We start from the raw sequence: 22,484 nt of genomic DNA, 5'->3' as shown, positions 1-22,484 counted from the left end.
TACGGACACTCCGTCACCATGGGGCTCGCGCCCTTTAGGTGATCCCATGGTTCGTCTTGATGTACGTGTCTAGTGTCGTGTGAATGAAGTCCTTGGACGATGAACTGGGGTGCGGTTGAATGGCGTATGCCTGTCGCCCTGCCGTTGGCCGTGTCCGATGCGGACCGTAAGGTTCTGCGTTCGTGGGTCCGCTCGCCGTCGTCCCCGTCGGGGCTGGTGACGCGGGCCCGGATCGTGCTCCTTGCCTCGGAAGGCACTTCGAACACCGAGATCGCGCGGCGGCTTGAGCTCTCCCGGCAGACGGTGGTGACCTGGCGCGGCCGGTACCGCTCGGCCGGCCTGTCCGGGCTGGAGGACCGGCCTCGCTCGGGCCGGCCCGGCACCGTGGACGAGGCCGAAGTGGTGGTGCGGACCCTGGAGGGCCCGCCGGAAAAACTTGGCGTGACCCACTGGTCCTCCCGGCTGCTCGCCGCCGAACTGCGCCTGTCCAACGTCGCGGTGGCCAAGGTGTGGCGCAAGTGGAAGATCCAGCCCTGGCGGAGCGAGACGTTCAAGTTCTCCACCGACCCGGAACTGGAGGCCAAGGTCCGCGACGTGGTCGGGCTGTACCTGGCCCCGCCGGAGAAGGCGGTGGTGGTCTGCGTCGATGAGAAGTCGCAGATCCAGGCGCTGGACCGGACCGCCCCGATGCTGCCGGTCCGGCCGGGCCTGGCGGAGCGGCGCACCCACGACTACGTCCGCCACGGCACCACCACCTTGTTCGCCGCCCTGGACGTCGCCACCGGGAAGATCACCGCCGACGCCTGCTACGACCGGCACCGCAACGACGAGTTCCTGCGCTTCCTCAAGCAGGTCGCCAAGGCCCACCCGAGGGTGAAGCTGCACGTGGTCGCCGACAACTACGCCACCCACAAGCACCCCCGCGTGAAGGCGTGGCTGGCGAAGAACCCGCGGATCACCCTGCACTTCACCCCGACCTCCTGCTCGTGGCTGAACCTGGTGGAAATCTTCTTCGGCATCATCACGCGCCAGGCCATACGCCGCGGCACCTTCACCTCGGTCGCCGACCTCACCGACGCCATCCGCCGCTACATCGACGCCTACAACGACCGCTGCCAGCCGTTCACCTGGACCAAGACCGCTGACGAAATCCTCGAACACGCCACACCCAAACGTCCAAGAACTTCATTCACACGACACTAGCGCGACTTAGGCGCCCCACTCATCTCCTTGAATTCCCTCGCTGGGAATCGTCCTGGCTCCCGGAGTTGCGTCGGCTGGCAGAAGTCACCGACGCAGGAGGCAGCGCCGGTTTCGGGTATCATTCCGGCGGATCCGTATTTTAATCGACTGGAGATTGGGGTTCAGGCAATCCAGCTTTCGCCGTATCGCGCGGGCCTCGCGGCACACCGTCCCTGATACCTGGACCCGGCCACCGCTTTCCTGACATGCTACGGTCCCCTTTGTCTTTCGACTCCAGGTAAGTCATTCAGCCCAGGAATACTCTCCGAATTCCTCCCGACTCAGCCGGGGATACATCAAGGCGCTTCCATGGCGCACTCCGCCCAGACCGTCTTGCCCACGGTGAGTCTCTCTACGTCCCATCGGGCAGCGAGTGTACGGACGATGAGCAGCCCGCGGCCGAACTGGTCATTGGTGTTGGAGATACGAGCGTTCGGAAGCCGTTCTCCTCTCGGGTCGGTAACGGCGACGCGCAGTGCAGTGCTGGACAGAGACGTCTCAACGCGGAACAGGCGGTCTCGCAGACAACCGTGCAGTAAGGCGTTCGTACACAACTCGCTTGTCAGCAGCGCCGCGTCGCCAGCGGCGCTGGGGTGGCCCCAGTCGGCGACGAGTTGGGCAACGCGTCTGCGTGCGAGGGCGATGCTGCGGGGGTACGGGCTGTAGCTGACGGCGTCATAGCGGTCGTAGCCCTTGGGGACGTGAGGGGTGGGACAGGAGTCGGTCACAGAAACACACCTCCGTGTGCGGTGCCGGGGCCCCGGCCGATGGCAATTGAGGACTGGCTCCGCCGTGCGATTTCGGGTGTGGGCAGCACGGCGCTACCACCAAATGGGGTCACTGAGTAAGTGATTGAGCACCCACGGTAGCGTCGAGCGGGCATTGGCAGCAATCGAACTGGGCAGAAATTTCTCTGCCCAGGTTGTGGGTGGTTCGCAAGGGGCTACAGACTGGGTCGCCTCATCGGGAAGGATCACTGCATGGGTAACAACCCTGACCGCGGACGGACGATCACAACCGTCCTCGGGCGCAGGCTCGGAGGAGAACTGCTGCGCATGCGGGAGGCGTGCAACCTGCGCCAGACGCATGCAGCCGAGGCGCTGACCGCGTCGGTCACTAAGGTCGCAAAGATCGAGCGCGGGCAAGTGCCGATGCGTGACCCCGACGTCAGGGCACTGTGCCATCTGTACGGTGAGAATGACGAGATCGTGATCGGGAGGCTACTGGCCCTCGCGAAGGCAGACCGAGAGCGGCGCAGGACAAACGGCTGGTGGAACCAGTACCCGCAGCTTCAGGCGATGGTCGAGTATGTGGCACTCGAGGACATCGCAACTAACGTCCGGACGTGGCAACTAGCCGTCATCCCAGGACTGTTGCAGACAGCGGACTACGCGCGGGCGCTCGCGGTGGGCAACGGTCACTGGGAGGACCTGGACGAGATCGAACCGTTCGTAGAGTCCCGCATGGCGCGGCAGGCTCGGCTTGGCGGAGAGAGTCCCCTGGAATTGTGGGCGGTGGTGCACGAGGGTGCGCTACGCCAACTGGTCGGTGGGCGAGACGTCATGCGGGCCCAGTTGGAGCACCTGCTGGATATGGCACGGTGGCCGAACGTGAAGCTTCAGGTGCTCCCGTACCTTGCGGGCGCACATCCGGGCATGACCAGCGCCTTCACCATCGTGTCGTTCGCCGAACCGGGCGCGCTGGACGTGGTCCACGTGGATACCACCTCGTCGACGGTCTGGTTGGAGAGCAATACTGATGCCGACCACCACAACGGGCTCTTCGAGCGCATCACGCGGCTGAGCCTCGCACAGCGGAACTCGGTCAGACTGATCGACGGGATCCTGAAGGAGATGTAGTCGGCGTGCCCGTATACGAGTTCGTCAAGTCCAGCTACAGCGGCGGTAACGCCGGCCAGGAGTGCATCGAAGTCGCCCGCAACATCCCCAGCACAGTCGCCGTCCGCGATTCCAAGGACCCGGACGGGCCCATACTCCAGCTCACACCCACCGCATGGAGAGCGTTCACCACTGCGCTGTGAGCCGGTGCCACTTCGAGTTCGTCACGTCCAGCTACAGCGGCGCGCACGGCGAGGGCCTCCAAGTCGCCCTCAACATCCGCGGCACATCGCCGTCCACTACTCCAAGGACGCGAACAGGCCGGTAGTCCGCCTCACCGAAAGTTGCGCACACTAGATGTTCAAGTCGCATGGCCCCCGCTTAATGCCTCCGCTGGTGACGCGGTAACGCCGTGCCTACACAATCCCGCCACGAGCGCGGGAAGGCCCGGGCGCTCCCTATGGTCGGGCCTCCCCATCACCGTGTCCCTACATGACCTATAGGTACGGGCCGCCCGAGCGCCCCATCGTGCGCGGGTCGTCGCCGTCCTCGTGACCGCCGGCACCCGGCGGAAGGGCGCGGCGCATCTGCTCCAGCTGGGCCCGCGCGGCCATCTGCTGGGCGAACAGGGTCGTCTGGATCCCGTGGAAGAGCCCCTCAAGCCAGCCGACCAGTTGGGCCTGCGCGATGCGCAGTTCCGCGTCACTCGGGATCCCGTCGTCCGTGAAGGGCAGGGAGAGCCGCTCCAGTTCCTCGACGAGGTCCGGGGCGAGACCGTCCTCCAGCTCCTTGACTGAACTGGCGTGGATCTCCTTGAGGCGGACCCGGCTCGCCTCGTCCAGGGGAGCCGCGCGGACCTCTTCGAGCAGCTGCTTGATCATGCTTCCGATCCGCATGACCTTCGCCGGCTGCTCGACCATCTCCGTCACGGGAACCTCACGGGAGTCCTCGTCGCCTCCGCCGCCGAGAGCCATCCCGTCCTGGCCCACGACCAGGATCTGAGGGTTCTCCGGCGACCTTTCGTTCCTCGGCATCTCCATGCCGCCATTCTCTCGCACCCCTACACCTCACCACTGTGGTGCCCCCGGTAAAGGCTGATCCACCGTTTACGCGGCACATCCACTCTCTGGCGGAACCCCGAATGCCGGGTTATCCGTCAAATGCCAGGATTGTTCCGTGATCCCCATACGGCGCACACGGCGCACATGGCGAGCAAGGCGCGCGACGGGACTGCTGGTCGTGGTCCTGGGGGCGGGCGTGGCGATCTCGCCGTACGGGAGCGGGTGGTCGTACGGCGTCGAGGCCCCGCCCGAGGCGAGTGCTTCCCCTTCCTCCACCGAGCCCTCCCGGGCCGGGAGTCGGGCGGGTGAGGGGCGGGAGCGGCCGGGGCGTCGGGTACCGGTGGAATCGGCGCCCGAGGAGGCCGACGGCGGCCTCACCGCCGTACCGGAACCGTCGCGTGCGACCGCCGGCGTGCCGCCGGGGCACCCGCCGCGGCCCACGGAGCAGGAACAGGCAGTCGGGCGGGCCGAGCGGCGCGCCGAGCCCGGGCTGGAGATCCTGCCGCTCGGCAGCGGGCTCATCCTCGTCGGGCTCGGCCTGGGGCTCGCCTTCGTCGCGCTGCGGGTGCGGCGGGGGCTGTCGTAGGGGGTCCTGCGGTCATGGAAGCGCTACGGCGTGACGAGCAGCACCTTTCCGATGTGGCCGCTCTCCTCGACCACCCGGTGTGCCGCGGCCGCCTCGCTCATCGGGAGCTCGCGGTCGACGACCGGGCGTACGTGACCGCCGTCGACCAAGGGCCAGACGTGTTCCCGTACGGCCGCGACGATGGCCGCCTTCTCCTCGAGCGGCCGGGCCCGCAGGGTGGTCGCGCTGATGGCGGCGCGCTTGGCGAGGAGGGCGCCGATGTTCAGCTCGCCCTTGACGCCGCCCTGCATGCCGATGATCGCGAGGCGGCCGTTGACGGCGAGGGCCCGGACGTTGGGGTCCAGGTACTTGGCGCCCATGATGTCGAGGATGACGTCGGCACCGGCGCCGTCCGTGGCCTTCTTCATCTCGGCGACGAAGTCCTGCTCCCGGTAGTTGATCAGTACGTCGGCGCCCAGCTCGGCGCAGCGGTCGAGCTTCTCCTTGCTGCCCGCCGTGACGGCGACCTTGGCGCCGACGGCCTTGGCGAGCTGGATCGCCATGGTGCCGATGCCGCTGGAGCCGCCGTGCACGAGCAGCGTCTCGCCGGGGCGGAGGTGGGCGATCATGAAGACGTTCGACCAGACCGTGCAGACCACCTCGGGCAACGCCGCGGCCTGTACGAGGCCGAGCCCCTTGGGCAGGGGCAGCAGCTGGCCGGCCGGTACGGCCACCTTCTCGGCATAGCCGCCGCCCGCGAGCAGCGCGCACACCTCGTCGCCGACGGCCCAGCCGGAGACGCCGGAGCCGAGCGCGGCGACCCGGCCGGAGCACTCCAGGCCGGGGTACGGGGAGGAGCCGGGCGGCGGGTCGTAGAAACCCTGCCGCTGCAGGAGGTCGGCGCGATTGACGGCGCTCGCCACCACCTCGACCAGCACCTCGCCCTCACCGGCCACGGGATCCGGGACCTCGTCCCACACCAGCGCCTCGGGCCCACCAGGTTCAGGAATCGTGATCGCATGCATGAGGGGGACGCTACTCCTCACCCCGGGCGGCTCCCCATAGGTCCCGGGCGGCTCGTCGCAGGTCCCGGGCAACTCGTCGCAGGGCCGAGGCGGCGGCCTCAACTTTCTCGATCTCCGGGTCGGGCCCCTCGGTCCCCGGACCGTCTCCCCTCCGCCTCCGGTCCCCCTCCCCCTCCGCCCTTGGACCGATCCGCCAGGAAATCCCTGTGCGCGACCGATGAGTTTGCGCGACGGTAAAGGTCTCCCCATGCGTAACCCATGTACGCGGAAGGACAACTCACCATGAGCCAGCACACGTCCGGCCTGGCCATCGAGACCGCGGGGCTGGTGAAGACGTTCGGCGAGACACGGGCCGTCGACGGAGTCGACCTCGCGGTGCCGGCCGGCACCGTCTACGGCGTTCTCGGCCCGAACGGCGCCGGCAAGACGACCACCGTCAAGATGCTCGCCACCCTGCTGCGTCCCGACGGCGGTGAAGCCCACGTCTTCGGCCACGACGTCGTGCGCGAGGCCGACGAGGTCCGCAGCCGGGTCAGCCTGACCGGCCAGTACGCGTCCGTGGACGAGGACCTCACCGGCACCGAGAACCTGGTGCTGCTGGGCCGCCTCCTCGGTCACGGGAAGCCCGCCGCGCGCAAGCGTGCCGCGCAGCTCCTGGAGGCCTTCGGGCTGACCGAGGCCGCCGGGAAGCAGGTCAAGAACTACTCCGGCGGCATGCGGCGCCGTATCGACATCGCCGCCTCCATCCTCAACACCCCCGATCTGCTCTTCCTGGACGAGCCGACGACCGGGCTCGATCCGCGCAGCCGCAACCAGGTGTGGGACATCGTGCGCGCGGTCGTCGCCCAGGGCACGACCGTGCTGCTGACCACGCAGTACCTGGACGAAGCCGACCAGCTGGCGTCGCGGATCGCCGTCATCGACCAGGGCAAGGTGATCGCCGAAGGGACGAAGGGTGAGCTGAAGGCGTCCGTCGGCGCCGGATCCGTACACCTGCGACTGCGCGATCCGGCGCAGCGACCGCAGGCCGAGGAGGTACTGCGGCTGGCCCTGGACGCGGACGTGCAGCGGGAGCCGGACCCGGTGGCGCTGACGGCCCGCGTCGGGGCGGGGGCGGCGAACGGGCAGGGCGCGGCCGAGCAGGCGGCCCGCGCGCTCGCCGAGCTGGCCCGCTCCGGCGTCGTCGTCGACAACTTCTCCCTGGGGCAGCCCAGCCTGGACGAGGTCTTCCTCGCCCTCACCGGACACGACACCAAGGCCTCCGAGACGAAGGCCGACAACACGACGAGCGAGGCAGCAGCATGAGCACCGCGACGACCCCGGACACCAAGGACCTCGCCCCCGTCAGCACCGAGTCGCTGGCCGCGCTGCTCGTCTCCGGGGAGCGTCCGCCGCGCCCCAGCGCGTGGTCGGCCTCGCTGACCTTCGGCTGGCGGGCCATACTCAAGATCAAACACGTGCCGGAGCAGCTCTTCGACGTCACGGCGTTCCCGATCATGATGGTGCTGATGTACACCTACCTGTTCGGGGGCGCCCTGGCCGGGTCCCCGGAGGAGTACATCCAGTTCCTGCTGCCGGGCATCATGGTGATGTCGGTCGTGATGATCACGATGTACACCGGCGTCTCGGTGAACATCGACATCGAGAAGGGCGTCTTCGACCGGTTCCGGTCGCTGCCCATCTGGCGGCCCTCGACGATGGTCGGCTATCTGCTCGGCGACGCCCTGCGCTACTCGATCGCGTCGGTCGTGATGCTGACCGTCGGCCTGATCCTGGGCTACCGCCCGGACGGCGGGGTCGTCGGCGTGCTCGCCGGGATCGCGCTGCTGGTCGTCTTCTCGTTCGCGTTCTCGTGGATCTGGACGATGTTCGGGCTGCTGCTGCGCACCGAGAAGTCGGTGATGGGCGTCAGCATGATGGTGCTGTTCCCGCTCACCTTCCTGTCGAACATCTTCGTCGACCCGAAGACCATGCCGGGCTGGCTGCAGGCGTTCGTGAACAACAGCCCCATCACGCACCTGTCGTCGGCCGTGCGCGAGCTGATGGCGGGCGACTGGCCGGCCGACGACATCGCCTGGTCGCTGGGCTGGGCGGGCCTGTTCGTGCTGGTCTTCGGTCCGGTCACGATGCGGCTGTACAACCGCAAGTGATCAGCGGGTGTCGTCGAAAGTGATCAGCCGTACCACCGGAGTGATAGGTGATCAAGCGTGAGGGAGCGGGCGGATGTCGGGTGCGATCTGCGTACCCGGCGTCGCCCGCACGATGGTGATCAGCCGGTCCGTCAGCTCCAGCTTCCCGACGGCCGGATCGTCGTATCCCAGCACCCGGTGCCCGCGTACGACGCTCACCACCAGGTCCTCCGTCTCCCGCGGGCTCTTGCCCACCTCGGCCTTTATGACCGGCCGTTCGATGATGTCCAGCCCGCTGCCCTGCTGGATCAGGTCCTCCATCACCATGCCGGCCGCGGGGCTGAGCACGGAGAGGCCGAGCAGCCGGCCGGCCGCGCTGGCGCTGGTGATCACCGCGTCGGCTCCGGACTGCTTCAGCAGCGGTGCGTTCTCCTCCTCGCGCACAGCGGCCACGATCTTCGCGCCCTTGTTGAGCTGCCGGGCCGTCAGCGCCACCAGTACGGCCGTGTCGTCGCGCTGCGTCGCGATGATGATCTTGCGCGCCTTGTGTACCTCGGCCCGCTTCAGGACGTCACTGCGCGTCGCGTCCCCCATGACTCCGGCGTACCCCTCCGCGGTCGCCGCGTCGATCACCTTGGAACTCGGGTCGACCACGACGACCTGTTCCTTCTTCAACCCCGTCGCGCAGACGGTCTGGATCGCCGAGCGCCCCTTGGTTCCGAAGCCGACGACGACGACGTGGTCGCGCAAGGTGGACCTCCAGCGGTTGAGTCGCCATTCCTCACGGGTGCGTTCGGTGAGGACCTCAAGGGTGGTGCCGACGAGGATGATCAGGAACATCACCCGTAGAGGCGTGACGACGAAGATGTTGGTGAGCCGGGCGGCGTCACTGACCGGGGTGATGTCGCCGTAGCCGGTGGTGGAGAGGGTGACGGTCGCGTAGTACCACGCGTCCAGGAAGTCGACGGAGCCGTCGGAGTTGTCGTTGTAGCCGTCATGGTCGGCATAGACGATCAGGGCCGTCGCCAACAGGAGCAACAGGGCCATGGACAGCCGTTTGGCCACCTGCCGGAACGGGTGCTCCACCACTTTCCGCGGGAGTTTCACCCGATGGATCACGAGGTGTTCGTCCGCCTCGCGGGCGATCGCGTCACGGCCCGGAAGTTTCACGTGAAACACACCCCGATTCCGGCGGCCGCCCAGGGCAGGTCGAGGAGTTCCGTCTCCTGGCCCTGCCGCGCCCCGCCCGGTGGTACGACGGCCAGGGCGTCGGCCGCCGCGATGCCCCGCAGCATCGCCGGGCCGTTGTAGTGCAGCGGCACGGCACGGTCACCGCGCAGGACGACGGGGATGAGCCGGGTGTCGTACGGATGCCCGTGCGCCTCGCCCGTCAGGGGCAGCGTGTACGGCTCGGGCGCGGGTCGTGCCGCGAGCGTGCGCAGCAGGGGCTCGGCGAGCGTGAGGAGGCCGGAGACGGCCGCGAGGGGGTTGCCGGGCAGGCCGACGAGGTGCTGGTTCTCCTTGGTGCGGGCCAGCAGCATCGGGTGGCCGGGGCGCACCTTGACGCCGTTCACCAGGAGTTCGGCGCCGACGCGCTGAAGGGTGGGGTGGACGTGGTCGACCGGGCCCGCGGCGGTGCCGCCGGTGGTGACGATCAGGTCGGCGTCGGAGGTGGTGATCGCCTTGCGCAGGGTCTTGGCGTCGTCGCCGAGCCTGCGTACGGCGGTGACCTCGGCGCCGAGCGCGCGCAGCCAGGGCGGCAGCATCGGGCCGAGCGCGTCGCGGATCAGGCCGTCGTGCGGTGTGCCCTTGGTCAGCAACTCGTCGCCCAGGACGAGGATTTCGACGCGGGGGCGGGGTACGGCGGTCAGGGTGTCGTATCCGGCGGCCGCGGCGAGGCCGAGCACGGCGGGGGTCATGACGGTGCCGACCGGCAGGAGCTGGTCGCCGCTGCGGCACTCCTGGCCGCGCGGGCGGATGTCCTGTCCGTGCACGATCTCGCGGGTGGCGTGCAGGTGGCCCTTGTCGTCGGTGCGGCCGTGCTCGCTGCGCAGGACGGCGGTGGTGTCCGGGGGGATACGGGCGCCGGTCGCGATCCGGACGGCCTCGCCGTCGGTCAGGGGCTCGGGCTCGGCTTGGCCTGCCAGGACGCCTTCGTCCCGTACGTCCCAGGGGCCCGGGCCGGCGACCGCCCAGCCGTCCATCGCGGAGGTGTCGAAGGAGGGCAGGTCGGTGAGGGCGGTGAGGGGGGCGGCCAGGGTGAGGCCCAGGGCGGCGTCGAGGGGCACGGAGACGAGGGCGCGGCGGGTGCCAGGGGTGGCGGCGCGAGGGGCTCGGGCGGCGATCTCGCGGGCCTCGGGCCAGGGGGTGGCCTGGTGGCGGGCTTCCTGCTTGTGCTCCGGCCGTTCCGGCTTGTGCGGGGCGGCGTGGTCACCGCCGTGCGCTGGGTGTGCGGGCAGGTGGTCACCGGCCGCGTGGCCGTTGTCTTCCTTCACGAGGGCGAGCACTTCCTCGACATCGAGGTCCTCGGCGTCCTCGGCGTCCTGGCCGGTGCGGATGCCGCGGGCGGTCATCCGGCGTCCGGTCGGGTGTCGGGAGTGGCGTCGGGGGCCACATCGGGCTTGCCGTCGGCGGTCTCCTCGTCGGCCCACCTCAGGGCGAGCGCCGCAGCCTTGCGGGAGGCCTCGGCGACGGCCTCGGGGCTGCCTCCGGCCTGCGCGGCCGCGTAGCCGACGAGGAAGGTGGTCAGCGGGGCCGCGGGCCGCGCCACGCCGTGGGCTGCGTCGCGGGCGAGGTCCAGCAGGACGCCGGTGTCGACGTCGAGGTCGATGCCCAGCTCGTCCTTGACTGCGGAAATCCATTCATCCAACACGTGCCCATGCTCCCTGATACGTGCCCTGGCTGTGGCGATGTCGTCCCAGGTGTCGCAGTCGAAGGACGCCACGGGGTCCGGGACGCGGGTGAGGTGGAGCGCGGCGGTCAGCCGGCGCAGGGGCAGTCCGGTGAGACCGCTGTGCTCATCGCTGAGCGCGGCCAGCTCGCGCCGCAGTGCGGGTGCGCGGTACGCGGCGACGAGCGGCTGGTCGCGGCCGTCGGCGTCGGTGAGCAGCACGCCGTCGGCGCCGCTCGCCCGCAGGGCGGCCAGCAGCCGCCGTACCGTCGCGCCGCCGAGGAACGGCAGGTCGGCGGAGAGTACGAGGACATCCTCGGCCGTGGTGTGCCGCACACCGGCGTCGAGGGCGGCGAGCGGGCCGCCACCGGGCGGGTCCTCGCGCGCCCAGGTCACGGGCCGCCCGGTGGGCCGGGGATCGGCGACGACCACGGTGGAGTGCGCGTCGGAGCAGGCGGCGAGCACTCGGTCGAGCAGTGCGCGCCCGCCCACGCGCACGCCGGGCTTGTCCGCGCCACCGAGCCGCCGGGCGGCACCTCCGGCGAGGACGACGGCGTCGTAGACCTCGGTTCCGGGGGCGTCAGGGGGCTCGTAGGCGGTCACACCCCGAGTATGGGTGACTGGCCGATCACAGGGAACGCAGGAATGCGGCGCATCCCGGCTCGATCCCGGTGCAATCCCGGCTCGATCCCGGCTCGATCCCGGCCCGATCAGAGCGTGCGGAGCAGGATCGCCGGCTGTTCCACGCAGTCCGCCACGTACCGCAGGAAGCCGCCCGCCGTGCCGCCGTCGCACACCCGGTGGTCGAAGGTGAGCGAAAGCTGGACGACCTGCCGCACCGCCAGCTCGCCCTCGTGCACCCAGGGCTTGGGGACGATACGGCCGACACCGAGCATCGCCGCCTCGGGGTGGTTGATGATCGGCGTGGAGCCGTCGACGCCGAAGACGCCGTAGTTGTTCAACGTGAAGGTGCCGCCGGTGAGTTCCCCGGGCGTCAGGGTGCCCGCGCGGGCCGCCTCGGTCAGCCGGGCGAACTCCTCGGTCAGCGACTCGGCGTCCCGCGCCTGCGCGTCCTTCACGACCGGCACGACAAGTCCCCGCTCGGTCTGCGCGGCGAACCCGAGGTGGACGGCGTCGAGCTGGACCACCTCCCTGGCCTCCATGTCGACCGTGGAGTTGAGCTCGGGGAAGCGGGCGAGGGCCGCCGTGCAGATGCGGGCCAGCAGCGCGAGGAGGGAGATCTTCGGCCCACCGGCGGCGTTCATGGCCGTCCGGGCCCGCATGAGCTCCGTCGCGTCGGCGTCCACCCAGCAGGTCGCGTCCGGGATCTCACGGCGGCTGCGGGAGAGCTTGTCGGCCACGACGCCCCGGACGCCCTTGAGGGGGATGCGGGTGCCGGTGGGGGTGGCCGCGGGAGCCGGGGCGGGTGCCGTCCTGGTCGGCGTCACGCGCGCGTGCGGCTCGGCAGGGGCCGTCCCGCGTCCCTGCGCCGCGGCGGCCCGCAGCGCGTACTCCACGTCCGCCCGCAGGATCAGTCCATCGGGCCCGGAACCGGTCAGCTCCCGCAGGTCCAGGCCGTTATCGCGGGCGAGCCGGCGAACCAGCGGCGAGATCACGGGAACGGGACCGTCCGCCACCTCCGGAGCGGCGGAAGCCGAAGGAGCAGCGGAAGCCGCGGGAGCCGAGCGCTGCCCGTTCGACGCGGCGCCGGCGGGCGCCGACTGTCCCTGCCGTACCCTGCGCCTGCGCGCGGGGGCCTGCGAGGTGCCGTACCCGACCAGCACGTTGCCCGAGCCCTCGCTGTCACCGCCGGAGGCCGGCGCGCCGACCGCCACCGTGATCAGCGGCGCCCCGACGGGAAGCTCCGTGCCCTCCTCGCCGAAACGGGCGGTGACCACGCCGCCGTACGGACAGGGCACCTCGACCATCGCCTTGGCCGTCTCGACCTCCACGACGGGCTGGTCGACGGCGACGACGTCGCCTACCTGGACCAGCCAGCGGACGATCTCCGCCTCGGTCAGGCCCTCGCCGAGATCCGGCAGCCTGAACTCCAGCACCTGGGCCATCAGCTCTCCGCCTCCCACTGCAGACGCCCCACGGCGTCCAGGATCCGGTCCACGCCGGGCAGGTGGTGACGCTCCAGCATCGGCGGCGGGTAGGGGATGTCGAACCCGGCCACGCGCAGCACCGGCGCTTCCAGGTAGTGGAAGCAGCGCTCCGTGACACGGGCTGCGATCTCCCCGCCCGGGCCGCCGAACCCGCCCGACTCGTGTACGACGACCGCCCGCCCGGTCCGCCGTACCGAGGCGGAGACCGTCTCGTCGTCGAACGGCACCAGAGAGCGCAGGTCGACGACTTCGAGGTCCCAGCCCTCGTCCCGTGCCGCCTCGGCGGCTTCGAGGCAGACGGGCACGGACGGTCCGTACGTGATGAGCGTGGCGCTCCGGCCCGAGCGCCGCACCACCGCGCGGCCAATCGGTTCAACGGCCGTCGGCTCGTCCGGGTTCCAGGAGTCCTTCGACCAGTACAGCCGCTTGGGCTCCAGGAAGACGACCGGGTCGTCGGAGGCGATGGCGGCGCGCAGCAGGCCGTAGGCGTCGGCGACGGTCGCGGGCGTGACGACATGGAGCCCCGGGGTCGCCATGTAGTACGCCTCGGACGAGTCGCTGTGGTGCTCGACGCCGCCGATGCCGCCGCCGTAGGGCACGCGGATGGTGATCGGGAGCGGCATCGCGCCGCGCGTGCGGTTGCGCATCCGGGAGACGTGGCTGATCAGCTGTTCGAACGCGGGGTACGCGAAGGCGTCGAACTGCATCTCCACGACCGGCCTGAGCCCGTACATCGCCATGCCGACGGCCGTGCCGAGGATGCCCGCCTCGGCCAGCGGGGTGTCCGTGCAGCGGTCCTCGCCGAACTCCTTGGCGAGGCCGTCGGTGACCCGGAAGACCCCGCCGAGGGTGCCGACGTCCTCGCCCATGACGTGCACGGTCGGGTCGGCGGCCATGGCGTCCCGCATCGCGCGCGTGAGGGCCTGCGCCATGGTGGCCGGCTTGAGGGCGACGGTGGTCATCGGTGCGTTCCCTCCCGCTCGGCCTCGATCTCGGCCCGCAACCGGTCCTGCTGCTCGCGCAGTTGCGGGGTGGGCTCGCCGTACACGTGGGCGAACAGGTCCATCGGGTCGAGCACCGGGTCCTGGTTCATGCGCTCGCGCAGGTCGGCGGCCATGGCCTCGGCGGCGTCGCGCGCGGCCTGTTTCGCGTCCTCGTCGAGCAGTCCGCGCCCGGTCAGCTCGTGCTCCAGGAGTGCGACCGGGTCGTGTTCCCGCCAGGTGGCGACCTCGGTGTCCTGGCGGTAGCGGGTCGCGTCGTCGGCGTTGGTGTGGGCGTCGACGCGGTACGTGATCGCCTCTATCAGGGTGGGGCCGCCGCCCGCGCGCGCGTGGCGCACGGCGTCGGTGAGGACCTGGTGGACGGCGACGGCGTCGTTGCCGTCGACCAGGCGGCCGGGCATGCCGTAGCCGACGGCCTTGTGGGCCAGCGACGGGGCCGCGGTCTGCTTGGCCAGCGGGACGGAGATCGCGAAGCCGTTGTTCTGGACCAGGAAGACGACCGGGGCCTGCCAGACGGCGGCGAAGTTCAGCGCCTCGTGGAAGTCGCCCTCGCTGGAGCCGCCGTCGCCGACCATCGCCAGCGCGACCACGTCGTCGCCCTTGAGTCGGGCGGCGTGCGCGAGGCCGACGGCATGCGGGAGCTGGGTGGCGAGCGGGGTGCACAGGGGGGCCACGCGGTGCTCACGCGGGTCGTAGCCGGTGTGCCAGTCGCCGCGCAGGAGGGTGAGGGCCTGCACGGGGTCCACGCCACGGGCCACGGCGGCGAGGGTGTCCCGGTAGCTGGGGAACAGCCAGTCGCGCTCCTCGAGAGCGAGTGCGGCGGCGACCTCGCAGGCCTCCTGGCCGGTGCTGGAGGGGTAGACGGCGAGTCGGCCCTGCTTGGTCAGCGCGGTGGCCTGCGCGTTGTACCGGCGGCCGCGCACCAGCTCGGCGTACAGCCGGCGCATCAGACCCGGGTCGGCCTTCGCGGCCGCCTCCGTGCCGAGGACGCGGTACGGCTCCGCGTCGGGCAGCAGCGGCGCGGGGTCCGTGCGGGGCTGCCAGGCGGGCGGCGGCGACGGCCGGTACGCGCCTCGCTGCTCCATGACCGTCATGACGGCACCTCCTCGTGGGAGCGGCTTCCGGCGCACCACGGGTGTGATGCGCCTCACCTACCGATTGTTCGGTCGTCGGCACATTTTGGCTACAGGCACCCTCAGGCTGTGGACAAACGGTTCTCCACAGCCTGAGATGGACGCAGTACGTCCACGGTAGAGAGGCGGGGGGACATGGCACCTGAACAAATGGCCGAGAGCCCGGACGGCAGCGGCCCTCTGTCGGCCCCGCGTCCCCTCGACGCCATTGATCAGGACATCCTGCAGATGCTCCAGGCGGACGGCCGCGCCTCGATACGGTCGGTCGCCGAACGGGTCCATGTGTCCCGCGCCAACGCCTACGCGCGGATCAACCGCCTCATCGAGGACGGCGTCATCCGCGGCTTCGGCGCCCGTGTGAACCACGAACGCGCCGGCCACGGCACGTCGGCGTACATCACCCTCAAGATCGTCCAGAACTCCTGGCGCACGGTGCGCGAGCAGCTCAGGCAGCTGCCCGGGGCCTCGCACATCGCCCTGGTGGGCGGCGACTTCGACGTCCTGCTCCTGGTGCACACGCCCGACAACAGGGCGCTTCGCGAGCTGGTGCTGACCCGGCTCCAGGCGATTCCCGAAGTGCTCAGCACGCGCACGTTGCTGGTGTTCGAGGAGGAGGACCTGGAGCCGCAGGGCTGAGCTCAGCCCGCTTCCCGCAGTCCCCCGAAGACCAACCGCACCACCGCGTCCGCGACTTCCCGCTCGCTCATGCCCCGCACGTCCGGCCGGTACCACTCCACGATGGAGTTGATCATCCCGAAGACCAGCCGGGTCGCGAGCCGCACCTCCACGTCGCCGCGCACGTCCCCGTCGGCCGCCGCCGCCTTCAGCAGCTCGGCGACCCGGTGGTCGAAGTCGCGGCGCCGCTCCAGGGCCCATCGCTCGGTGCCCGTGTTGCCGCGCACGCGCAGCAGCAGCGTCACGTACGGCAGTTCGGCTATGAGCACCTCGACCATGCGCCGTACGACGTACTCCAGGCGCTCGGCGGCGGGCCCCACGCGCGCGTGCTCCTCGTCGAGGATCCCGAAGAGCCCGTCGATGGCCCGGCTCACGGCCCGCCGCAGCAGCTCCTCCTTGCCGGCCACGTGGTGGTAGATCGACGACTTGGAGATGCCGGCCGCCTTGGAGAGGTGCTCCATGGAGGTGCCGTCGTACCCGCGCTCGTTGAAGACCCGGACGGCGACGGACAGCAGCGTCTGAGGGGTGTACGTGTCCCGCTTGGCGGTCGTCATGAGGTGCTGCCCTCCCGCTTGTCGGTGGCGTACGCGTGGCGGTACAGCGCGAGGGACGGCGCGTAGCGGCCCGAGGGGTCGCGCATGTGCAGGTCGTCGAGAAGGGCGTAGGCCCAGTTGCGGCCGAGTCTGCGGCTCCATTCGAAGGGCCCGAGCGGGTAGTTGACGCCCAGGCGCATCGCGATGTCGACGTCCTCCTCGGTGGCCACACCCTTGGCGACGGCGTCGTGCGCGAGGTCGACGATCCGCGCGACCGTGCGGGCCACGATCATGCCCGGGACGTCGCCGATGACGCTGACCTGCTTGCCGAGCGCCTGGAAGAGGCCGGTTGCCTCGGCGAGGGTCTGCGGGGAGGTGTCCTGGGATGCGGACAGGGCGATGCGGGTGGCCCGGCGGTAGTCGAGCGCGAGGTCGAAGTAGACGACGTCCCGGAACTCGACCGAGGTCTGGCCGTCGGCGAGCGCGAGCTGGCCGCCGCTGGGCAGCACCAGTCGGGTGCCGTGGTCCTCGTCCTCCTCGCGGACCTGGATGCCCGACTCGCGGATCAGGGAGAGCAGTTCGGACGCGGGGCCCAGGTCACCCTCGGCGACGACGTACGCGGGCGGCTGGGCGCGCTCCGCGGTGTGCGGCTCGGCCTCCTCGGTGCCCTCGGCGTAGTCGTACCAGCCGTGCCCGGTCTTGCGGCCGAGGCGGCCCGACTCCACCAGGCGCCGCTGGGCGAGCGAGGGCGTGAACCGCGCGTCCTGGAAGAAGGACTGCCACACGGAGTGCGTGACGGACTCGTTGACGTCCTGGCCGATGAGGTCGGTGAGCTCGAAGGCGCCCATCTTGAAGCCGCCGCACTCGCGCAGGACGGCGTCGATGGTGGCGGGGTCGGCGCCCTGTGCCTCGTAGACCGCGAAGGCCTCGGCGTAGAAGGGCCGCGCGATGCGGTTGACGATGAAGCCGGGGGTGTCGGCGCAGGCGACCGGCGTCTTGCCCCAGGCGCGCGCCGTCTCGTACGCGCGCGTGGCCGACGTGACGTCGCTGGCGAACCCGGAGACGACCTCGACCAGCGGCAGCAGCGGCGCCGGGTTGAAGAAGTGCAGGCCCACGAAGCGGCCGGGGTTGCGCAACGCGCCGCCGATCGCGGTGACCGACAGGGAGGAGGTGTTGGTGGCGAGCAGGCAGTCCTCGCCCACGATGTCCTCCAGCTCCCGCAGCAGCTCCTGTTTGACGTCCAGCCGCTCCAGGACGGCCTCGACGACGAGGGCGCAGTCCGCGAGGTCGGCCAGGCGCTCGGCGGGCAGCAGACGGGCGCGGGCGGCGTCCCGGTCGGCGGCGCCGAGCCGGTCCTTCTCGACGAGCCGGTCGAGCCGGGCGCCGATCGCCACGGCGGCCTCCCGCGCGCGGCCGGGGACGGCGTCGTACAGCCGTACGCAATGGCCGGCGACCAGCGCGACCTGGGCGATGCCCTGGCCCATGGTGCCGGCGCCGACGACGGCCACGGGGCTGCTGAGGTCGAGTGCTGTCATGTGCGCGATCCTCCCGCACGGGGTTTTCCACAGATGCGGCAGGCCCCCTTGTCCCGACCGATCGTTCGGTTACTCTAACTCTGTCGGACAGTCCCTGCCCAGGTTTCTGCCCAGGTCATGAGCTCGACGAAGAGTTCTTGAGACGAGGAGTTGGTCCACCATGACCGCCGCACTCACGGCGCACGAGCTGATCGCCCGGCACCGGCCCACCCTCGACCAGGCGCTGGAAGCGATCCGCACGCGCGCGTACTGGTCCCCGCACCCCGAACACCCCAAGGCCTACGGCGAGAACGGCAGCCTGGACGCGGCGGCGGGCAAGGCCGCCTTCGACGCCCTCCTGGGCAACCGCCTCGCCCTCGCCCAACCCGGCACGGACGACTGGGTGGGCGGCGAGGTCTCCCCGTACGGCATCGAGCTGGGCGTCGAGTACCCGCACGCGGACATCGACGTGCTCCTGCCCGCCATGAAGGCCGGCCAGCGGCAGTGGCGGGACGCGGGCGCGGAGACGCGCGCGGTGGTCTGCCTGGAGATCCTCAAGCGGATCAGCGACCGCACGCACCAGTTCGCGCACGCGGTCATGCACACCTCCGGCCAGGCCTTCATGATGGCCTTCCAGGCGGGCGGCCCGCACGCGCAGGACCGCGGCCTGGAGGCGGTGGCGTACGCGTACGTGGAGCAGGTGCGCACGCCCGACACGGCGGAGTGGACCAAGCCCCAGGGCAAGCGCGACCCGCTGGCACTGACCAAGCGGTTCACGCCGGTTCCGCGCGGGATCGCGCTGGTCATCGGCTGCAACACCTTCCCGACGTGGAACGGCTATCCGGGCCTGTTCGCCTCCCTCGCCACCGGCAACGCGGTCCTGGTCAAGCCCCACCCGCGCGCGGTGCTGCCGCTCGCCCTCACCGTGCTGGTCGCGCGCGAGGTGCTCGCCGAGGCCGGCTTCGACCCGAACCTGGTGGCGCTGACCGCCGAGCGTCCCGGCGAGGGCATCGCGAAGACGCTGGCCACCCGCCCGGAGATCCGGATCATCGACTACACCGGCTCGACGGCGTTCGGTGACTGGCTGGAGGCCAACGCCCGCCAGGCGCAGGTCTACACGGAGAAGGCCGGCGTCAACACGGTGATCGTGGAGTCGACCGGCGACTACAAGGGGATGCTCGCCAACCTGGCCTTCTCGCTGTCGCTGTACAGCGGCCAGATGTGCACCACCCCGCAGAACCTGCTCGTCCCCCGCGACGGCATCCGCACCGACCAGGGCCCGAAGTCCTTCGACGAGGTCGTCGCCGACCTCGCCCGCTCGGTCGACGGCCTCCTCGGCGACGACGCGCGGGCGAACGCCCTGCTGGGCGCCATCGTCAACCCGGACGTCAAGGCCCGCCTGGACGCCGCGGCGGGCCTCGGCGAGGTCGCCCTGGCCTCGCGGGAGGTCGCCAACCCGGAGTTCCCGGGCGCTGTCGTGCGCACGCCCGTCATCGTGAAGCTGGACGGCGCCAAGCCGGACGACGAGGCCGCCTACATGAGCGAGTGCTTCGGGCCGGTCTCCTTCGCGGTCGCGGTCGACTCGGCGGCGGACGCGGTGGAGCTGCTGCGGCGCACGATCCGCGAGAAGGGCGCGATGACGGTCGGCGCGTACACCACGGACGAGGAGGTCGAGCAGGCCGTGCGTGAGGTCTGCCTGGAGGAGGCCGCCCAGCTGTCGCTGAACCTCACGGGCGGGGTGTACGTCAACCAGACGGCCGCCTTCTCCGACCTGCACGGCTCGGGCGGCAACCCGGCGGCCAACGCGGCGCTCACCGACGGGGCGTTCGTGGCCAACCGCTTCCGGGTGGTCGAGGTACGCCGGGAGGCCTAGTAGGCGCCGGCTGACGCGCCTCCGGTGGCGCTCCAGTGGTACAGCGTCATGGCCACGCTGGTGGCGAGGTTGTAGCTGGAGACCTGGGGGCGCATCGGCAGCGCCACCCAGTGGTCGGCACGCGCGCGTAGGCCGGCGGACAGCCCGCTGCGCTCGGAGCCGAAGGCGAGGACGGCGTCGTCCGGGAGCTTGGTGCCCCGGATGTCGTCGCCCTCCGGGTCGAGCGCGAACACCGGCCCGGACGGCAGCTCGTCGACGGTGAGCCGTTCCACGGCGGTCGCGAAGTGCAGGCCCGCTCCGCCGCGTACGACCGTGGGGTGCCAGGGGTCGAGCGTGCCGGTGGTGACCACGCCGGTCGCCCCGAAACCGGCGGCCAGCCGGATCACCGCCCCCGCGTTGCCCAGGTTGCGCGGATTGTCGAGGACCACGACGGGCGCGGTGCGCGGAGTGTGCGCCAGCTTCTCCAGGTTGGCCGCGCGGGAGGGCCGTACGGCCAGGGCGGCCACCGTGGTGGGGTGCGGGCGCGGGACCAGGCTCCGGTACGTCGGCTCCGGCACCTCCGCCAGGAGAGCGTCCAGCGTGTCCCGTACGTCCGGCGCCAGTTCGTCGGCGAGGGCGAGCGTGGCTCCCCGGTCGACCGTGACCGCCACCGGGATCCCGGCCCCGAAGCGCACGGCGTGCTTGAGGGCGTGGAAGCCGTCGAGCAGCACCGACGTCTCGGCGAGCCGGTGCCAGGCACCGACGGGATCGGGGGCGGTCATGACGTGAAGCCTACGTGCGTGTGCTCGGGGTTCTCCGGGACGCGCGGCTTCGGCACCGCCGTACGGTCCCGGCCGGCCGGCACCCGTTCACGCGCGCGTGCCGCCCAGCCGCCCAGGCGGCGCAGGAACGACGTCGGCAGGAAGACCGCGTCGGCGGCGATCATCGCCAGGGAGAAGAAGGGCAGCCCGAGGATCACGGCTATCGCGGCGTGCTCAGTGATCATGACCGTCAGCAGGACGTTCTTGACCCGCCGGTTGAACAGCGTGAAGGGGAAGGCGACCTGCACGACGACGGTGCCGTACGTCACCAGCATCACCATCGTGCCGCTGGCCGACAGCAGGTCGGCGAGGGCGGGCCAGGGGGAGAAGTAGTCGAGGTGCAGGGGGTAGTAGACGGCGGTGCCGTCCTGCCAGCGCGAGCCCTGGATCTTGTACCAGCCGGCCGTCGCGTAGATCAGACAGGCTTCGGCCATGATCACGAGCAGGGCGCCGTTGTGGACGATGTTGGCGAGGACGTCGAGCAGGATCCGGGGCTCGCTCGTCCTCGCGCGCCGGTCAACGACCCACCACAGGGCCTGCGCGAGCCAGAAGGCCCACAGCAGCAGCGGCACGAACCATTCGGCGTCGAACAGTCGTCCCGACAGGGTCACCGCGACCAGCGCCAGCCCGAGCACGCCCCACAGGGCCGGACCGACCCGGTCCGCGACGTGCTCCCCACGCGCGCGTGCCTCTCGTCCAAGCCGGGCGCGCCGCGCGTCCAGCGACCACACCTGGCCGCAGCGGGTGAAGACCAGGTAGAGGCACATCAGGTGCAGGACGTTGTCGCCGCCGTCCCCCATGAAGATGCTGCGGTTCTGCAGGGAGAGCACGCCGACCATGAAGAGCACCGACATCGTGCGGGTGCGCCAGCCCAGCAGCAGCAGGGCGCTGGTCAGGACGGAGAGGGCGTACACGGTCTCGAACCAGAACCGGCCGTCGGACCACATCAGGGCCGTGAAGGCGCCGTTGGACGAGATCAGCTGCTGGGCGAGGTCCCAGCTCCAGGGGCCGTCGGGGCCGTACATCTCCTGGCGGTGGGGGAATTCGCGCAGCAGGAACAGCAGCCAGGTCGCGCTGAAGCCGATACGGACCACGGCGGTCTGGTGCGGGCCGAGGGCCGCTTCCGTGACGCGGGCGATGACGGTGGAGATGCACAGGGCGAATCGGTTCATTTCACGCCCCCGTCGGTCTCGTCCGCCGGGAGCGACCACCAGGGCAGCACCCGGTAGACCGGCTGGTCCGAGACCCGCTCCTCGCTCCACTTCGGCGGCGGCACATTGGTGGTGCGGGAGCGGACCTGGACGAGCTCGACGGTGCCGCTCCTGCCGGCCACGTTCTCGCGGTCGAGGCGCAGCGCCACTATGCGGCGCAGATATGTCTCGGAGAGGGCGCCGCGCAGGCCGACCGCGCGGTTGTCGCTGTCGTGGGTGGCGACGAAGTAGTCCCAGGCCCGGCGCAGCTCGTTCTGCTGGGTGTGGCTCGGCAGCAGATTGCCGTCGATGGCCCGGCCGTCCTGGGCGGACAGGTCGTACCAGCCGGTGGTCCGTATCGCGCCGTCCGCGGCGCTGATCTGCGCGCGCACCTGGACCGCGATGTTCTGCTGCAACGGGTTCGGCGCGAAGAGCTTCCAGTTCTGCTCGAACTCCGGGTAGATCCAGTCGTCGATCGCCCTGCCGTGCTGCTTGGTCAGCGTGTTCGACGGCGCGACGTGCAGGAACATCATGCCGACGTGCGTACAGACGGCGACCGCGACGACCGCCAGGGCCACGGCGACGCCGATCTGGTAGCGCAGGGAGAGGGCTGCGACACCGGTGCGGGGCTCGGGGTCATGGATCGACACGTCGGCCGGCCGGTCCGCGGCCGTCGGGGCCGTGCCGGGCGGGGAGCCCTGTGGGACGGCGGGCGCATCGCCCGGCTCGCCCGGCCCTTGCGGGGCGTTCGAGCCTCCGTCGTACGCGTCCATTCCGCCCCGTTCCGATCCCGGTCCCTCATTCGGCCGCCCGGCGCCGTACCCGCCCTCGCGCCCACCGCTCCCGCGACGCTCGCACGGAACGGTACTCAGGCCCGCGCGCCCGGCACAGCCCCCACCGGACCCGC

22 protein-coding genes are annotated in these 22,484 nt (G+C 70.8%); 8 read left to right on the top strand and 14 right to left on the bottom strand.

Annotated features, from left to right (window positions below; all coding sequences use genetic code 11):
- The first annotated feature begins 126 nt into the window (after nucleotides 1-126).
- Complete coding sequence (locus tag Q4V64_RS26235) at nucleotides 127-1,203, top strand: IS630 family transposase (RefSeq protein WP_303708621.1); 1,077 nt, start codon at nucleotides 127-129, stop codon at nucleotides 1,201-1,203.
- A 335-nt stretch (nucleotides 1,204-1,538) separates the two neighbouring features.
- Here Q4V64_RS26235 and Q4V64_RS26230 read toward each other — a convergent pair whose 3' ends face one another.
- Complete coding sequence (locus Q4V64_RS26230) at nucleotides 1,539-1,970, bottom strand: ATP-binding protein (RefSeq protein WP_124440665.1); 432 nt, start codon at nucleotides 1,968-1,970, stop codon at nucleotides 1,539-1,541.
- Between the two features lie 252 nt (nucleotides 1,971-2,222).
- On the opposite strand from Q4V64_RS26230, the gene Q4V64_RS26225 reads away from it, so the two are divergent.
- Nucleotides 2,223-3,101, top strand: coding sequence for a helix-turn-helix transcriptional regulator (locus tag Q4V64_RS26225; protein WP_124440666.1), 879 nt, complete (start codon nucleotides 2,223-2,225; stop codon nucleotides 3,099-3,101).
- A gap of 5 nt (nucleotides 3,102-3,106) precedes the next feature.
- A complete protein-coding gene (locus Q4V64_RS26220) occupies nucleotides 3,107-3,283 on the top strand; it encodes a DUF397 domain-containing protein (protein WP_124440667.1) in 177 nt (58 codons plus the stop codon).
- 294 nt (nucleotides 3,284-3,577) lie between these two features.
- Here the strand turns inward: Q4V64_RS26220 and Q4V64_RS26215 are convergent, their stop codons facing one another.
- Complete coding sequence (locus Q4V64_RS26215; protein ID WP_124440668.1) at nucleotides 3,578-4,120, bottom strand: bacterial proteasome activator family protein; 543 nt, start codon at nucleotides 4,118-4,120, stop codon at nucleotides 3,578-3,580.
- Between the two features lie 136 nt (nucleotides 4,121-4,256).
- On the opposite strand from Q4V64_RS26215, the gene Q4V64_RS26210 reads away from it, so the two are divergent.
- Complete coding sequence (locus Q4V64_RS26210) at nucleotides 4,257-4,727, top strand: hypothetical protein (RefSeq protein WP_253267008.1); 471 nt, start codon at nucleotides 4,257-4,259, stop codon at nucleotides 4,725-4,727.
- Nucleotides 4,728-4,750: 23 nt separating this feature from the next.
- Here the strand turns inward: Q4V64_RS26210 and Q4V64_RS26205 are convergent, their stop codons facing one another.
- Nucleotides 4,751-5,731, bottom strand: a complete 981-nt coding sequence (locus tag Q4V64_RS26205; protein WP_124440669.1) for an NAD(P)H-quinone oxidoreductase — start codon at nucleotides 5,729-5,731, stop codon at nucleotides 4,751-4,753.
- Between the two features lie 282 nt (nucleotides 5,732-6,013).
- On the opposite strand from Q4V64_RS26205, the gene Q4V64_RS26200 reads away from it, so the two are divergent.
- Both Q4V64_RS26200 and Q4V64_RS26195 read left to right on the top strand, forming a co-directional pair.
- Nucleotides 6,014-7,036, top strand: a complete 1,023-nt coding sequence (locus tag Q4V64_RS26200; RefSeq protein ID WP_124440670.1) for an ATP-binding cassette domain-containing protein — start codon at nucleotides 6,014-6,016, stop codon at nucleotides 7,034-7,036.
- On the top strand, nucleotides 7,033-7,881 hold the full coding sequence (locus Q4V64_RS26195; RefSeq protein ID WP_124440671.1) for an ABC transporter permease: 849 nt from the start codon (nucleotides 7,033-7,035) through the stop codon (nucleotides 7,879-7,881). The genes Q4V64_RS26200 and Q4V64_RS26195 overlap by 4 nt, the downstream gene beginning before the upstream one ends.
- Before the next feature lie 51 nt (nucleotides 7,882-7,932).
- Here the strand turns inward: Q4V64_RS26195 and Q4V64_RS26190 are convergent, their stop codons facing one another.
- The 6 genes from Q4V64_RS26190 to pdhA all read right to left on the bottom strand — a co-directional run bounded on the left by Q4V64_RS26190 (nucleotide 7,933) and on the right by pdhA (nucleotide 14,953).
- Nucleotides 7,933-9,030 (bottom strand): potassium channel family protein, encoded by a 1,098-nt coding sequence (locus tag Q4V64_RS26190; protein ID WP_124440672.1) that lies wholly within the window; start codon nucleotides 9,028-9,030, stop codon nucleotides 7,933-7,935.
- Complete coding sequence (locus tag Q4V64_RS26185) at nucleotides 9,027-10,433, bottom strand: molybdopterin molybdotransferase MoeA (protein WP_124440673.1); 1,407 nt, start codon at nucleotides 10,431-10,433, stop codon at nucleotides 9,027-9,029. The genes Q4V64_RS26190 and Q4V64_RS26185 overlap by 4 nt, the downstream gene beginning before the upstream one ends.
- The gene (locus Q4V64_RS26180; protein ID WP_124440674.1) at nucleotides 10,430-11,353 is read right to left on the bottom strand and encodes an NTP transferase domain-containing protein; all 924 of its coding nucleotides are present in this window, start codon (nucleotides 11,351-11,353) and stop codon (nucleotides 10,430-10,432) included. The genes Q4V64_RS26185 and Q4V64_RS26180 overlap by 4 nt, the downstream gene beginning before the upstream one ends.
- 107 nt (nucleotides 11,354-11,460) lie before the next feature.
- Nucleotides 11,461-12,816 carry a dihydrolipoamide acetyltransferase family protein gene (locus Q4V64_RS26175; RefSeq protein WP_124440675.1) on the bottom strand — a complete coding sequence of 452 codons (1,356 nt, stop codon included), beginning with the start codon at nucleotides 12,814-12,816 and terminating at the stop codon, nucleotides 11,461-11,463.
- Nucleotides 12,816-13,820, bottom strand: coding sequence for an alpha-ketoacid dehydrogenase subunit beta (locus tag Q4V64_RS26170; protein WP_124440676.1), 1,005 nt, complete (start codon nucleotides 13,818-13,820; stop codon nucleotides 12,816-12,818). The genes Q4V64_RS26175 and Q4V64_RS26170 overlap by 1 nt, the downstream gene beginning before the upstream one ends.
- Nucleotides 13,817-14,953, bottom strand: a complete 1,137-nt coding sequence (pdhA, locus tag Q4V64_RS26165; protein ID WP_124440677.1) for a pyruvate dehydrogenase (acetyl-transferring) E1 component subunit alpha — start codon at nucleotides 14,951-14,953, stop codon at nucleotides 13,817-13,819. The genes Q4V64_RS26170 and pdhA overlap by 4 nt, the downstream gene beginning before the upstream one ends.
- Before the next feature lie 189 nt (nucleotides 14,954-15,142).
- Between pdhA and Q4V64_RS26160 the strand changes: the two genes are divergently transcribed.
- Nucleotides 15,143-15,628, top strand: a complete 486-nt coding sequence (locus tag Q4V64_RS26160; RefSeq protein WP_124440699.1) for an Lrp/AsnC family transcriptional regulator — start codon at nucleotides 15,143-15,145, stop codon at nucleotides 15,626-15,628.
- A gap of 2 nt (nucleotides 15,629-15,630) precedes the next feature.
- Here the strand turns inward: Q4V64_RS26160 and Q4V64_RS26155 are convergent, their stop codons facing one another.
- Nucleotides 15,631-16,221 carry a TetR/AcrR family transcriptional regulator gene (locus Q4V64_RS26155; RefSeq protein WP_124440678.1) on the bottom strand — a complete coding sequence of 197 codons (591 nt, stop codon included), beginning with the start codon at nucleotides 16,219-16,221 and terminating at the stop codon, nucleotides 15,631-15,633.
- Complete coding sequence (locus Q4V64_RS26150; protein WP_124440679.1) at nucleotides 16,218-17,735, bottom strand: 3-hydroxyacyl-CoA dehydrogenase; 1,518 nt, start codon at nucleotides 17,733-17,735, stop codon at nucleotides 16,218-16,220. Before Q4V64_RS26150 ends, Q4V64_RS26155 begins: the two co-directional genes overlap by 4 nt.
- Before the next feature lie 160 nt (nucleotides 17,736-17,895).
- Between Q4V64_RS26150 and paaN the strand changes: the two genes are divergently transcribed.
- Nucleotides 17,896-19,587 (top strand): phenylacetic acid degradation protein PaaN, encoded by a 1,692-nt coding sequence (gene paaN / locus Q4V64_RS26145; protein ID WP_124440680.1) that lies wholly within the window; start codon nucleotides 17,896-17,898, stop codon nucleotides 19,585-19,587.
- Here the strand turns inward: paaN and Q4V64_RS26140 are convergent.
- Genes Q4V64_RS26140 through Q4V64_RS26130 form a run of 3 tightly spaced genes read right to left on the bottom strand, consistent with a single transcriptional unit; the run spans nucleotide 19,584 to nucleotide 22,350 of the window.
- On the bottom strand, nucleotides 19,584-20,348 hold the full coding sequence (locus Q4V64_RS26140) for a TrmH family RNA methyltransferase (RefSeq protein WP_124440681.1): 765 nt from the start codon (nucleotides 20,346-20,348) through the stop codon (nucleotides 19,584-19,586). The genes paaN and Q4V64_RS26140 overlap by 4 nt on opposite strands.
- Nucleotides 20,345-21,559, bottom strand: coding sequence for an HTTM domain-containing protein (locus Q4V64_RS26135; protein WP_124440682.1), 1,215 nt, complete (start codon nucleotides 21,557-21,559; stop codon nucleotides 20,345-20,347). The genes Q4V64_RS26140 and Q4V64_RS26135 overlap by 4 nt, the downstream gene beginning before the upstream one ends.
- Nucleotides 21,556-22,350, bottom strand: coding sequence for a DUF5819 family protein (locus Q4V64_RS26130; protein ID WP_124440683.1), 795 nt, complete (start codon nucleotides 22,348-22,350; stop codon nucleotides 21,556-21,558). Before Q4V64_RS26130 ends, Q4V64_RS26135 begins: the two co-directional genes overlap by 4 nt.
- Nucleotides 22,351-22,484 lie beyond the last annotated feature (134 nt).

The organism is Streptomyces sp. NL15-2K (assembly GCF_030551255.1).
Lineage (GTDB): Bacteria > Actinomycetota > Actinomycetes > Streptomycetales > Streptomycetaceae > Streptomyces.
The sequence above is the reverse complement of the archived record's forward strand: the minus strand, read 5'-3'. Positions and strand labels throughout refer to the sequence as shown.